This window comes from Oceaniserpentilla sp. 4NH20-0058 (genome assembly GCF_040371755.1).
In the GTDB taxonomy this organism is placed as follows: Bacteria; Pseudomonadota; Gammaproteobacteria; order Pseudomonadales; family Oceanobacteraceae; genus Bermanella.
The window spans coordinates 251,512-263,864 of record NZ_BAABWE010000002.1; the positions used below are offsets into that span (position 1 = coordinate 251,512).

General features: G+C 42.1%; 12 protein-coding genes and 1 tRNA gene. 8 read left to right on the top strand and 5 right to left on the bottom strand.

Annotated features, from left to right (window positions below; all coding sequences use genetic code 11):
- Positions 1–59 precede the first annotated feature (59 nt).
- Positions 60–1,028, top strand: coding sequence for an NADPH:quinone oxidoreductase family protein (locus ABWV45_RS04340; protein WP_353349050.1), 969 nt, complete (start codon positions 60–62; stop codon positions 1,026–1,028).
- Positions 1,029–1,121: 93 nt separating this feature from the next.
- Here ABWV45_RS04340 and ABWV45_RS04345 read toward each other — a convergent pair whose 3' ends face one another.
- Together ABWV45_RS04345 and ABWV45_RS04350 are read right to left on the bottom strand one after the other, a co-directional pair.
- The gene (locus ABWV45_RS04345; protein ID WP_353349052.1) at positions 1,122–1,436 is read right to left on the bottom strand and encodes a hypothetical protein; all 315 of its coding nucleotides are present in this window, start codon (positions 1,434–1,436) and stop codon (positions 1,122–1,124) included.
- A 122-nt stretch (positions 1,437–1,558) separates the two neighbouring features.
- Positions 1,559–2,329, bottom strand: a complete 771-nt coding sequence (locus ABWV45_RS04350; RefSeq protein WP_353349054.1) for a ferredoxin--NADP reductase — start codon at positions 2,327–2,329, stop codon at positions 1,559–1,561.
- Positions 2,330–2,456: 127 nt separating this feature from the next.
- Here ABWV45_RS04350 and ABWV45_RS04355 point away from each other — a divergent pair, with 127 nt between their 5' ends.
- Together ABWV45_RS04355 and ABWV45_RS04360 are read left to right on the top strand one after the other, a co-directional pair.
- Complete coding sequence (locus ABWV45_RS04355) at positions 2,457–4,037, top strand: cation:proton antiporter domain-containing protein (RefSeq protein WP_353349056.1); 1,581 nt, start codon at positions 2,457–2,459, stop codon at positions 4,035–4,037.
- Positions 4,034–4,915 (top strand): LysR family transcriptional regulator, encoded by an 882-nt coding sequence (locus tag ABWV45_RS04360; RefSeq protein ID WP_353349058.1) that lies wholly within the window; start codon positions 4,034–4,036, stop codon positions 4,913–4,915. The genes ABWV45_RS04355 and ABWV45_RS04360 overlap by 4 nt, the downstream gene beginning before the upstream one ends.
- On the opposite strand, the gene ABWV45_RS04365 is transcribed toward ABWV45_RS04360, so the two are convergent.
- The gene (locus ABWV45_RS04365) at positions 4,912–6,210 is read right to left on the bottom strand and encodes a GAF domain-containing sensor histidine kinase (RefSeq protein ID WP_353349059.1); all 1,299 of its coding nucleotides are present in this window, start codon (positions 6,208–6,210) and stop codon (positions 4,912–4,914) included. The two genes, ABWV45_RS04360 and ABWV45_RS04365, sit on opposite strands and share 4 nt — an antisense overlap.
- Before the next feature lie 141 nt (positions 6,211–6,351).
- On the opposite strand from ABWV45_RS04365, the gene ABWV45_RS04370 reads away from it, so the two are divergent.
- Together ABWV45_RS04370 and ABWV45_RS04375 are read left to right on the top strand one after the other, a co-directional pair.
- On the top strand, positions 6,352–6,897 hold the full coding sequence (locus tag ABWV45_RS04370; protein ID WP_353349060.1) for a DUF1415 domain-containing protein: 546 nt from the start codon (positions 6,352–6,354) through the stop codon (positions 6,895–6,897).
- 26 nt (positions 6,898–6,923) lie between these two features.
- Positions 6,924–8,057, top strand: coding sequence for a GGDEF domain-containing protein (locus tag ABWV45_RS04375; protein ID WP_353349062.1), 1,134 nt, complete (start codon positions 6,924–6,926; stop codon positions 8,055–8,057).
- Here ABWV45_RS04375 and ABWV45_RS04380 read toward each other — a convergent pair.
- Entirely contained in the window at positions 8,054–8,707 is a 654-nt protein-coding gene (locus tag ABWV45_RS04380) for a Crp/Fnr family transcriptional regulator (protein WP_353349064.1), read from the bottom strand. The genes ABWV45_RS04375 and ABWV45_RS04380 overlap by 4 nt on opposite strands.
- Positions 8,708–9,048: 341 nt before the next feature.
- Between ABWV45_RS04380 and ABWV45_RS04385 the strand changes: the two genes are divergently transcribed.
- Positions 9,049–9,125: transfer RNA gene (locus ABWV45_RS04385), tRNA-Met, on the top strand.
- Positions 9,114–9,590 carry a hypothetical protein gene (locus ABWV45_RS04390; protein ID WP_353349066.1) on the top strand — a complete coding sequence of 159 codons (477 nt, stop codon included), beginning with the start codon at positions 9,114–9,116 and terminating at the stop codon, positions 9,588–9,590. The genes ABWV45_RS04385 and ABWV45_RS04390 overlap by 12 nt, the downstream gene beginning before the upstream one ends.
- 212 nt (positions 9,591–9,802) lie before the next feature.
- Here the strand turns inward: ABWV45_RS04390 and ABWV45_RS04395 are convergent, their stop codons facing one another.
- A complete protein-coding gene (locus tag ABWV45_RS04395; protein WP_353349068.1) occupies positions 9,803–10,585 on the bottom strand; it encodes an SDR family oxidoreductase in 783 nt (260 codons plus the stop codon).
- Positions 10,586–10,927: 342 nt separating this feature from the next.
- On the opposite strand from ABWV45_RS04395, the gene ABWV45_RS04400 reads away from it, so the two are divergent.
- Positions 10,928–12,046, top strand: coding sequence for a zinc-binding dehydrogenase (locus ABWV45_RS04400; RefSeq protein WP_353349070.1), 1,119 nt, complete (start codon positions 10,928–10,930; stop codon positions 12,044–12,046).
- Positions 12,047–12,353: the final 307 nt, after the last annotated feature.

Consider the following 12,353-nt stretch of genomic DNA (forward strand, 5'->3'; position numbering starts at 1 on the left):
ACTTCATTTATAGCAGATTTGCTTCTAGTATCTGTCAATTAAACATAGGAAGCTAAACCATGAAACAAGTTATTTGCGAAGAATTCGCACCCGTTGAAGCCCTAAAAGTGGTTGAAGTACCTAGCCCAGAGATCACAGAGACTCAAGTATTAGTCACTAACGAAGCGGTAGGTGTTAACTTTCCTGACGGTCTGCTAGTACAGGGCTTATATCAAGCTCGCCCACCGCGCCCATTTACCCCTGGTATTGAAGTAGCTGGCGTGGTTAAAGCCATCGGTGCTGACGTTAAAAACGTAAAAGTAGGTGACCGAGTGGCTGCTGTTATGCCTATCGGCGGTTACGCGGAAGAAGTGGTGATTGAAGCCGTGATGGCTATGCCATTACCTGATGGCGTACCAGCCGTTGATGCTACAGCCCTACTATGTGCTTACGGCACATCTCACCACGGCCTAAAGCAACGTGCAAACTTGCAAGCTGGTGAAAGCGTATTAGTTTTAGGTGCTGCTGGCAGTACTGGTATTGCAGCCATTGAGATTGCAAAAGCCATGGGCGCAACAGTGACAGCCGTTGCCTCTACTCAAGAAAAATTAGACATCGCAAAAGCTCACGGTGCTGATGTATTAATTTTGAATGATGACAAACTGGCAGAGAATGTAAAAGAAGCGGCCGGTAAAGGGTTTGATGTAATTTACGACCCTATCGGTGGTGATGCGTTTGATATTTGCGTGCGCCGTTTAGCGTGGAATGGTCGTTACTTAGTGGTTGGTTTTGCCGCCGGTCGTATTCCTGAGCTACCTGTTAATCTTATTCTGGTAAAAGGATGCAGTGTAATGGGCGTATTCTGGGGAACCTTTACTCAGAAACAACCTCAAGATTACCTCGATAACCAAACTGAATTATTCCAATGGTACCTAGAAGGTAAAGTTAAGCCACATATTCATAAAGTGTATTCTATGGATAATGTGCATGACGCCCTAAATGATGTGCTACAGCGCAAAGTGGCAGGTAAAGTAGTACTGAAACCTTAGTATTTACGCTTTTCCAAACCTGAAAAAGCCATTCATTTTCATGAATGGCTTTTTTGTTTTTATTATTATTTACACTAAATTCGCACTATAAAATTAATCAGCGTATAAGTCTTGGTTTACCACGTCCCAATCGTAAGTGGCTTCATAACCTTCTTTTGTTTTTACAAACAGCTTGTAAATTTCAAGCTGAGTGCCTGATACTTCACCAGCCACTTTAACGGTGCGACCTTCATAATGACGCAACTGCTGCAAACTTAGGCCTTGCAATTGATGCTTGCCTTTCGCAGATGTTAAAAAGTATTCGCCTTTTTCAAACGCGACTTTACCTTCTACTGTTTCTAGGTTTGATGCAAATACTTGGCTGCCAAAAGCCACCAGTAATACACATACACTCATGAATGCTTTCATAGCTTACTCCTTGGTTAAAAGTGTGACTATTCAAACCAATTTTTATGACAGCACCATGACCATCCCATTACAGCAAAATGACGACGATATGACAGACGTATAATTACTCATGTTGAAAATAGCTATTCGACAAAAGCACGCTCAATAACGTATTGGGCTAACTCACCATGACGAGTTTCATCAAAACCTTGCTCGTCTAAAATAGCGGTTAAATCTTTTAACATGCTTGGACTGCCACACAGCATGAAGCGGTCGTCTTGTTCGTTTGGTTTTGGCAAACCTATGTCAGCGTACAACTTGCCGCTGGTCATAAGGTCGGTTAACCGCCCTTGGTTTTCATATTCTTCACGGGTAACCGTTGGATAATACACCAGCTTTTCACGCACCAATTCGCCAAGATATTCGTCATTTGGTAGCTCGTTCATAATGTAATCTTGATACGCCAATTCTGACTTGTAGCGCACTCCATGGGTTAAAATCACTTTATCGAATTTTTCATAGGTATACGGATCACGGATGATGCTCAAAAAAGGCGCTAAACCCGTGCCCGTACTCAGTAGATATAAGTTCTTCCCCGGCAGCACATCATCCACCAGCAAAGTCCCTGTTGGCTTTTTACTAATGAGTATTTCATCCCCTGGCTGAATTTTTTGTAAGCGAGAAGTCAAAGGGCCATCTTCAACCTTGATGCTAAAAAACTCCATTTCTTCTTCGTAATTCGCACTGGCGATACTGTAGGCTCGCATCAAAGGTTTATCTTCAAGTTGTAAACCAATCATAATGAAGTGACCATTTTTAAAGCGAAGCCCCGCATCGCGGGTCACTTTGAAGCTAAACAAGCTATCATTCCAATGGTGGACACTGGTGACGATTTCTTTATTGAACCCTTTCATGTGCTACTCCTGATGAATCGTTATCTGTTAAGTAGCATAAAAACTAACCTTATATTTGAAAAATGGGTAATTCATCTATATATTATCGATTCTTAGGATATAGTATTTCCAACCCATAAGGTAAGCCATGGATATTATTTGGATTCTAATCGCTTTTGCCTGCGGCTTTGCAGCCAAGCAATTGAACCTTCCCCCATTAGTGGGTTACTTGTTAGCCGGTTTTGGTATGCACGGTTTAGGGGTTACACCGCTGGACAACCTACAATCATTAGCAGATTTGGGTATCACCCTAATGCTGTTCACCATTGGCTTAAAGATCAATTTCTCTAGTTTATTCAAACCCACCATCTGGGCCGGGGCCAGCTTACATATGGCCTCTTGGGTATTGGTAGGTGCCATTTTATTAAAAGGGTTTGCCCTACTAGGCATTCAATATTTAGAAGGGTTAAGTTGGCCCGCCCTTGCGCTGATTGCCTTTGCACTGAGTTTCTCCAGCACTGTATGTGTGGTGAAACTGCTTGAAGAAAAGTCTGAAATGAAAAACCTTCACGGCAAATTAGCCGTGGGAATATTAGTTATGCAGGATATTGTTGCCGTGATATTTTTGGTGGCAGCAACAGGTAAAATCCCAAGTATTTATGCGTTTGGCCTTGTGCTGCTTTGGCCTGCCAAATGGGTATTGGGACATATCATCAATAAGGCTGGCCACGGTGAGTTACTTCCACTGGTGGGTATTGCACTGGCATTTGGTGGTTATGAGTTATTTAATGCGGTAAACCTGAAAGGAGACTTGGGTGCCTTGGTCTTTGGCTTATTACTGAGTCAGCACAACAAAGGGGCCGAACTTGCGAAATCCCTTTATACGTTTAAAGATTTATTCCTCATAGGCTTCTTTTTATCCATCGGTTTCACTGCCCTGCCAACTCTTGAAATGATTACGCCATTGGCAGTCATCAGTTTTATTCTCATTATTAAAGGGATTATGTTATTCCATGTTTTGGCCGCTTTAAAAGCCCCTGGACGCAGTATGTTCTTAGGCAGCATGATTCTGACCAACTATAGTGAGTTTGGCCTCATAGTGGCTGCTCTATGCGTAGGCAATGGCTGGTTAGCCAAAGAGTGGCTTGTGATTATAGCGCTAGCTGTGAGCATCTCTTTTATTTTTACCAGTATCTTTTATGAGCACGCCCACACCGCTTACGCCTATATGCGTACATGGGTAAAATATTTCGAACGCACCCAACCTACCCCTGAATACCAAGAGCAACTCAAATACGCCGAGGTACTGATCATTGGTATGGGGCGAGTGGGACGCAGCTCTTACGATATACTCCACGAGCGCCTAGGGAATAAAGTTTGGGGGGTAGAGTCAGACTCCATAAAAGCTCAAAAGCATCGTGATTTAGGTCGTCATGTGATCATCGGCGACGCAGAAGACGCCGACTTCTGGGAAACCCGCGAGCTACACCACATTAAACTCATCATGCTGGCCATGCCCTCTGTCACAGACATTAAAGACATCACCACCCAGCTTAAAATGAGTGGTTATGAAGGACATATTGCCGCCATTGCTCGCTATGAAGATGAACGCACCGACTTGCTTGAATTTGGCGTGGATAACGTATTTAACTACTTTGTAGAAGCCGGTACAGGCTTTGCCGAAGAAAGCCTACACCTTTTGGAAAATGACAAAGAGGTGTTGCTATGAAGTTCAGTTTAAGGCAGCTGGAGGTGTTCCTTGCCACTGCTCACTTTCAAAACATATCCAAAGCAGCTGACAGTTTAGCCATGAGCCAAAGTGCTGCCAGCTCTGCATTAAAAGAGTTAGAACAGCAGTTTGATATTTTGTTATTTGATCGTGTTGGTAAGCGCCTTCAACTTAACGAGCAAGGCCGTTTGATCCGCTCTCGAACGGAAGCCCTGTTAGAACAAGCAAAAGAATTAGAACAAGCCTTATTGCAACACCAAGATGCCGGCCCTGTTACCGTTGGTGCCACATTGACCATTGGTAATTATCTGGCAGTCAGTATTTTAAGTGACCTACTGCGTGAACACCCAGATGCCGAAGTCAACCTGACAGTAGCCAATACTCAAAACATCATGAATCAGGTGCTTAACTACGACATAGACGTGGGTATGATTGAAGGTGAAATACAACACCCTGAGCTAGATATCATCCCTTGGCGCACCGATGACCTATGCGTATTTTGCAGCCCGTCTCACCCACTGGCAAATGCTGGTGAGCTTTCAGATGAGCAAATTCAGCAACACAGATGGGTATTAAGGGAAAGTGGCTCAGGTACACGCCAAGCGTTTGATCGAGCGATGCATGGGATACTTTCACAAATTCCCATCGCAGTTGAACTACAACACACAGAGGCCATAAAACGAGCCGTAAGCAGCGGCCTTGGTCTTGGCTGTCTTTCGCGTATTTCAGTTGAAGATACTATAAAACGAGGTGATGTTATCGAACTGGCGGTACCACAACGGGATTTTGAAAGAACTCTGTATTTCATCTTGCACAAAAAGAAACACAAAAGTGCTGGTATTCAGCGCTGGCTAAAATACTGTGAAGCGATGCATTAAGCCTGTAACAATTGTGGCAGTATAATCTGCCACGTTGTACCTGAAGGGGTAGGCTTTAAATTGATAGAGCCTTGTAAATGATTGGTCACAATATTATGCACGATGTTCATGCCTAACCCAGTGCTGCCCGCTCCACGCTTGGTGGTGATAAATGGCTCAAATACCTTGTCACGAATAGTAGGTTCAACCCCTACACCGTTATCTTGTATTTCGATTACAATTTTTTCATCCTGAACAGATACGCTCAGTGTTAAATTCGGACTTTCAATCCCTTCAAAGGCGTGAACACTGGCATTAATAATGAGATTATGAATCACCTGCGATAGCTCACTTCCAAACGTCACAATGGTTAACCCAACCGGTACATCAACTTGAATTGCAATATTATTTCGCTCTAGCTCTCCACTTAAAGGCACCAATAAGTGCTGCATAAAATCTGTTAGAATATACTCATTTTTACTACCATCAATACGCTCAACTGCCGCGTATTTGAAGTTCTGCACCAGATCAATAGCTCGCTCTAAGTTTAACCCTACCGCCGTTAATGCCTCTTCAGCGCAATTTAGATAGTGCGTCATGTCCGTCGCTTTCAGTTCTTTTTTATCAAAACCAATTTTAAGCTTCTTCAATTCATCTTGATGAAAACTATTGCCTGTTTTTGCAATACCCAAGGGCGTATTAATCTCATGAGCCACACCTGCCACAACCCCTCCTAACGAAGCCAATTTCTCTTGTTGGATTAATTGATTTTGGGTTTGTTTTAACGAGCGCAGCGCATCCTCTAAATGCTGAGTGCGTAACTGAACCTTTTCCTCCAATGACTGTGCGTATTCCATGCGCTCTATTTCAGCGGCAATTCTGCCGCTAAATATTTGGAAAATGGTTTCGATGGTGTCGGCGTTTTCAATTTTCTGTTGAAATAACGCAACGGTTAAACCCATAACCTTTCCTTGTGAGTCATGCAATGGGGCGCCTATGTACCCCTGAATCCCCATATCAATAAGCAATTGATCCTTAGGAAACAGCTGAACTATATGGTTAGGATATAAACAAACACTGTCATCGGCCACATTAGCGCATGGGGTATCGCTTAGGCTGTATTCAAAGTTTTCTTGAAGGCCATCTTTACCAACTAAGGCAATGGTACGACTGACATTAGCATCTACATCCAAACGGGCTATAAAGGTAAAATCAGCGTGTATTGCCTCATGCATTCGCTCAGTAATAGTATCAAAGAAGGCTTTGCCATAATTATTCGACACCCCTTCTATAATGTCCCTCAATATTATTTCCACACCCACCCATCCAATTCTGGCTGTTGAACACTAAGTATAGTAACTCAACATCCAAATAATTCAGTCTGTAATAACAGTTAGTAACTAACAACCAAAAAGCTATAATATAATGAAATACTCACCGCAAATTAAAGACGTATCATGTCGCACACCCAAATTACCCAACACATCAACCAATGGCTTGATGATGTTGTCATTGGCTTAAACCTGTGTCCGTTTGCGGCCAAGCCACAAAGACTCAAACAAATTCACATTACTGTCTTTAATGGCTCAGACGAAGCCGAATTAGATAAAGCCCTATTATCGGCTTTAGATGAACTACAAACCTTACCAGCCCAAGAAAGGGAAACCACCCTACTGGTTACCCCTAACTTGCTAAAAACCTTCGAAGAGTACATGCTGTACCTGCAACAGGCGCAATGGCTATTACAACGGGCGGGGCTTGAAGGCATCATTCAAATTGCGAGCTTTCACCCTGATTATCAATTTGACGGAACCGAGCCAAACGACAACGAAAACCTAACCAATAGCTCGCCTTACCCCATGTTGCACTTAATACGCGAAGATTCACTGGAACAGGTATTAAGTAAATACCCAGATCCAGAATCCATACCTGAAAATAACATAAAATTAATGGATTCATTGAGTGACGAAGAGATCAAGCGGCTCTTCCCACATAAAAAATAACAACGTAACACGCATATTAGGTTTATATGCGAAAAGTACTTTGGAATCACATGGACAGTTATTTAATCAAACGTACAGATATGGACTTTTTAAACCGGTCATTTCCCGGCTTATTTGTGTACGCCAGCGTTTGGCCAACCCTTGCTTGGGGGTCTGGTTATTTTCAAGTTAATTTCATGGTTGCCGCTACCTTTAGCGCCCTGTTCATTATTATTAGCATTTTAAGAATCATACACGTCTATTCAACCCCTTATTTTTACCAAACATCTACATCGTTATGGCGCGCATTACTTTTGATACTCGCTTTTAGCCATGCTTTAACCCTGTCGTCACTGCAAGTATATTTAGTAATTGAAAACACACATCACGACATGATTGTATTAAGTGCCATCATACTAGTAGGACTACTTAGTGGCGCAGTGCCAAGCCTTGCCCCAAAAAAATGGTTTACTCAAATATATGTAGGTGTTGTACTCGCCCCCACAATTATTGCCTGCTCCTTCACTTCTGAATATCGATTTTTAGCCCCGTTATTTATAGTCATGTGGATATATTATATTTACATGTGTAATCGCTATCATAATGAATACGCCCGTGCTTTTTACATCGAAATGGAACTCAAAGAAAATCAAAAAAAATTAGAAAGACTCAACCAAACAGACACCCTCACCGGCATTTATAACCGACAATATTTTGATAATGCACTCGACCTACAATGGAATTTAGCCCACCGCTCACAATCTTACATAGCCATTTTATTTTTAGATTTAGACTTTTTCAAAAAGATAAACGATGAGTACGGCCACTTAATTGGTGACAAAGCTTTATGCCATGCAGCAACCATATTAAAAGAAACCGCTAAACGAAAAACCGACATGGTAGCCAGATACGGCGGCGAAGAATTTGCCATCATCTTGCCTAGTACACATCACCAGACAGCCAAAGAGTTAGCGCAAACTATCCGCCAAAAAATAGAGCAAACCCCACTAGTACACGGAAGTCTGACCATTCACTTAACAGCCAGTGTAGGGGTTAACTGCATGCTGCCGAATAACCAAACAAGTTGCATGGTATTTTTAGATCAAGCGGACCGCGCCTTGTATGAGGCCAAACACTCGGGGCGCAATCGCGTGGTGAGTTTTCTTGATATTAACAACTAATAAGAGTTAGCCGTTAACTGATTTGAGCGAAACACGTGTAACTCGTCATTCCATTCGCACAACAAATTAGCCAGCAGGCCTGCTTGTTCATGCAAAGCCATAAGCTCATCACGGGAACCCTTTTCACCATTATAAGGCTTAATTTTAAGCAGTTTTTTATTTAATGGGTGCTCGGGATGCTGCATTTTATTTAACTCTAAATTCCAGCGAATATTGTGCAACATCATACGATAAGCAACTAATTTAGTTTGAATAGAAAACAAACTAAAATCTTCGACATCTTTAAAGTACTTAAAATCAAGCCCCAGCAAAATCACCTCAGATTCTGCCTTAACCGTTGCAGAACGTCCGCGCCCCGTCACCATAGACAAGGCACCGAACACCTCACCTGGATTAATTAAATTCAGACTATTACCATCCTCGGCAGAATAGACCGACATCTGCCCCTTCAATAGAAAGTACAGGATTTGGTCTTGATTACCTTTTTCAAGAACAACTTCACCCGCGCCAGCCCTGACAAACTCACTAACACTAATAAGTAAATCAAACTGCTCGTCATCAATACGAGCGATATCTTTGAAAAACGTCACGCTGCGCACCATACGCTGCAAAGACTGGGTATTGATTTCTATTCTGCTAAGCTTTTGCATAACAAGGACCTGACAACAAGCTGTTTTTATAATGGTTGTGCTTCATTCGATAGTACCAGTAATCTTCAACGATTCGCAAAAGAAATATCCAAGATGTGAACCCTTAGTAATTTTTCCTTAGTTATCAAGTAGATAACACTAAAAGAGGGCTTAAAGTGGCGATATTTAGCACCCATTTAGAAGCAAAATATCGTAAATATATGAACTCGTACTTATTACCTATAAAAGTGACAAGCCAGCATTCATAGGATTTATGGCTTGACGGGCTAAGTCATTGAAAAAAATCACAAATCTAGCTTGACACTACCGCCTCAAATGGCAATAATGCGCGCCGTTTCAAAGGCAACATAGCTCAGTTGGTTAGAGCACATCACTCATAATGATGGGGTCCCAGGTTCAAATCCCGGTGTTGCCACCAAACATAGAAAACCCGCTTAATTTAATTATTAAGCGGGTTTTTGCTTTTATGGGACGGGTCCCAGCTTCACTGTTTCAAGATCTGGCGGTGTTGCCACCAAATTTTAAAAACCTGCTTAGTCGAAAAATTAAGCGGGCTTTTGCTTTTATGGGGCGGGTCCCAGCTTCACTGTTTCAAGATCTGGCGGTGTTGCCACCAAATTTTAAAAACCTGCTTAGTCGAAAAATTAAGCGGGCTTTTGCTTTTATGGGACGGGTCCCAGCTTCACTGCTTCAAGATCTGGCGGTGTTGCCACCAAATTTTAAAAACCTGCTTAGTCGAAAGATTAAGCAGGTTTTTGCCTTTATGGGACGGGTCCCAGACCGTTTTTTTCTCCATGCAAAAACGGCACTTCCGCCATCCTTGGCGGTCGTTCGCTGTTTCAAGATCTGGCGGTGTTGCCACCAAATTAAAACCAAGGTTTAAGCGGGACTTGCTGTTTGGTTGGTAGGATGGCGTTAGCTGTGAGATCAACGAACAGCGTAACCCATCGAAACCATTACTGAATTCAATAGATGGGTTACGAACTCGCTACACTCGCTCTAACACCACCCTACTAGAAATAATAAATCATAAAAAAGCCGCAATTCATTTCTAAATTGCGGCTTTGATTTTTATATAACTAACTAGATTTAACGTTAGTTAATTAATGTGGTACCACCATCAACGGCTATCACTTGGCCAGTGATGAAACCACCAGCGCGTGAAGCGAGCATTAACGCAACACCTGCGATGTCTTCTGGCTCACCCCAACGGTGCAGCGGAATGGTTTTGCATTCTTCTTCAAAGGCTTCTTTGTCTTGGCTTAAGAACTCAGTCAGTTTTGAATAAAAGCGCCCCGGTGCGATGGCGTTTACGCGAATATGATCTTCAGCAAGTTCAGTCGCCATTACACGAGTTAGCTGGTGAATCGCCGCTTTAGAAGATGCGTAGCTGAAGTTGTCATAAGCTCGACCAACTTGTCCAGCAACTGATCCGACATTAATTACCACCGAGTTCACTTGGGCAGTGGCGTTTTTCTTCAACATTGGCGCTAATGCTTGCATCAAAAAGAATGGTGATTTGACGTTGATGTCCATAACCTTGTCCCAACCTTTCTCCCCTACTTCACCAAATTTAGCACCCCAACCTGTACCTGCGTTGTTAACTAATACATCTAAGCTATCTTCATTTTTTTGCAGTTCCGCCACAAGGTGTTCGATACCTTCTGCGCTTGCCACATCAGATGGAATAGCAACGCAATCACCAAATTGACTAAGCTCTTCAGCCGCCTTGATGCAGGCTTCGGCTTTACGAGCGGTAATGTAAACACGCTTAGCACCCGCTTCTAAAAATGCTTGAGCCATGAAAGACCCTAGTCCGCGAGAGCCACCTGTGACCAAACACACCTTGCCTTCTAGTGAAAATAGTTTTTCAAACATTACCGTCTCCTTTATGCTGTTAAATTCTTATGAGGTTACTCACCTACATATACCCTATTAACGCAAGAATCACCCCTATGGGCTATGACCTTTTGAATCAATTTAATCCGGTTTTAGGGGTATTTTTTAATGTTTCCACCCAATCAATAGTATTACTTATATTTATGCATTAATTTGATTTATGGGGGCATTATTAACTGGCTTATAAAACAGTGTTTTGCGCCGTTTTAGTTTTGACAGGGTGAATTTTGATAGCCAACACACGTTTTACGTAATACTGTTCTAGCATTAATTTTTAACCTAGTTCTAGGTTTTTGTTTCACTCTATTATTGGATACAAGCATGACAACGTCTAAGCAGTTATTTACCCACATATCATCTGAAGGCCAGTTGAGCATTTCTTTAAACGAAGTTGAAGTAGCACAGCCGAAACCCCATCAAGTAGTTGTACGCATTGAAGCTGCGCCAATCAACCCTTCTGACATGTGGCCTATGTTTGGCCCAGCGAACCTAGCTGAAGCCAAGCTGAATGATGATAAGGCTCAATTAACAGCGCCGGTTCATGAACGTTTGTTACAGAGCGTGCGCACCCGTTTAGACCAAACCTTACCAATTGGTAATGAAGGTGCAGGTATCGTAGTGGCAGCTGGCGATAGCCCTGAAGCTCAAGCCTTATTAGGTAAAACCGTTGGTGTATTAAGTGGTGCTATGTATGCTGAGTATATTTGTGTTCCAGTACAAGCATGTATTGCTCATAATGAAGGGGTTACACCTAAACAAGCGGCGTCGTCTTTTGTTAACCCTCTTACTGCTCTAAGCATGGTAGAAAACATGCGCTTAGAAGGTCACAAAGCCATTGTTCACACTGCTGCCGCCTCTAGCCTTGGTCAAATGCTACAACGTATCTGTAATGACGAAGACATTCCGTTAATCAACATTGTGCGTAATAAAGAACAAGAAGACATACTAAAGGCAATTGGAGCTAAATACATTTGCAACTCTTCTGATGAAAATTTCCGCGCTGATCTTTACAAAGCCATCGACGAAACTGGCGCCACTTTATGCTTTGATGCCATTGGCGGCGGCGAGATTGCCAGCCATGTATTAACCGCCATGGAGCTTTCAGGTACTAAAGAAATCACTGGCTTTAACACTTACGGCTCAGAAGCCAACAAACAGGTTTATGTGTATGGTGGCTTGGATATGTCTCCAACCACGTTAAACCGTGCATATGGTATGACTTGGAGCGTCAGCGGTTGGTTATTAAACCGCTTCTTAGCCCGTTTAGAACCTAAGCGTGTTGGTGAGCTTTACCAGAAAATTGCCAATGAAATTAACACAACATTTACCTCAACCTATACTGATGAAATCAGTCTGGCTGATGTTATGGACCCAGCTACAATCCTGAAATATAACGCGAAGAAAACCGGTTCGAAGTTCTTGGTTAACCCAACTAAATAAAAAAACGGCTTATTCGCTAAAAGCAGCTCACTTTATAAAAAGTGGGCTGCGTTTTTATATAAATGCATTAATTGATGATCTCATTAAAGTGTCCGTTCTTAATCTACATCACCTTTATGATGAATAATCACCCATTAAGCGTGATAAGACTAATTACTTAGTATTATTTTTTAAAATTTATATAAAATCTTCTGAACTTTTTTTTATTCCCCTTAGCTTGATTAATACCTTCATCTTCCAATACCAATTCATTAAATTTGATTAATAAGTGACTTATTTTTAACTAATTATTCATCTATTTTTCATA

What these genes read in the sequence shown, in the direction of transcription:
- ABWV45_RS04400 (WP_353349070.1), top strand. Translation starts at nt 10,928, where the DNA reads ATGACAACGTCTAAGCAGTTATTTACCCACATATCATCTGAAGGCCAG.
- ABWV45_RS04360 (WP_353349058.1), top strand. Translation starts at nt 4,034, where the DNA reads ATGAAGTTCAGTTTAAGGCAGCTGGAGGTGTTCCTTGCCACTGCTCAC.
- ABWV45_RS04380 (WP_353349064.1), bottom strand. Translation starts at nt 8,707, where the DNA reads ATGCAAAAGCTTAGCAGAATAGAAATCAATACCCAGTCTTTGCAGCGT.
- ABWV45_RS04370 (WP_353349060.1), top strand. Translation starts at nt 6,352, where the DNA reads ATGTCGCACACCCAAATTACCCAACACATCAACCAATGGCTTGATGAT.
- ABWV45_RS04350 (WP_353349054.1), bottom strand. Translation starts at nt 2,329, where the DNA reads ATGAAAGGGTTCAATAAAGAAATCGTCACCAGTGTCCACCATTGGAAT.
- ABWV45_RS04345 (WP_353349052.1), bottom strand. Translation starts at nt 1,436, where the DNA reads ATGAAAGCATTCATGAGTGTATGTGTATTACTGGTGGCTTTTGGCAGC.
- ABWV45_RS04395 (WP_353349068.1), bottom strand. Translation starts at nt 10,585, where the DNA reads ATGTTTGAAAAACTATTTTCACTAGAAGGCAAGGTGTGTTTGGTCACA.
- ABWV45_RS04375 (WP_353349062.1), top strand. Translation starts at nt 6,924, where the DNA reads ATGCGAAAAGTACTTTGGAATCACATGGACAGTTATTTAATCAAACGT.
- ABWV45_RS04355 (WP_353349056.1), top strand. Translation starts at nt 2,457, where the DNA reads ATGGATATTATTTGGATTCTAATCGCTTTTGCCTGCGGCTTTGCAGCC.
- ABWV45_RS04340 (WP_353349050.1), top strand. Translation starts at nt 60, where the DNA reads ATGAAACAAGTTATTTGCGAAGAATTCGCACCCGTTGAAGCCCTAAAA.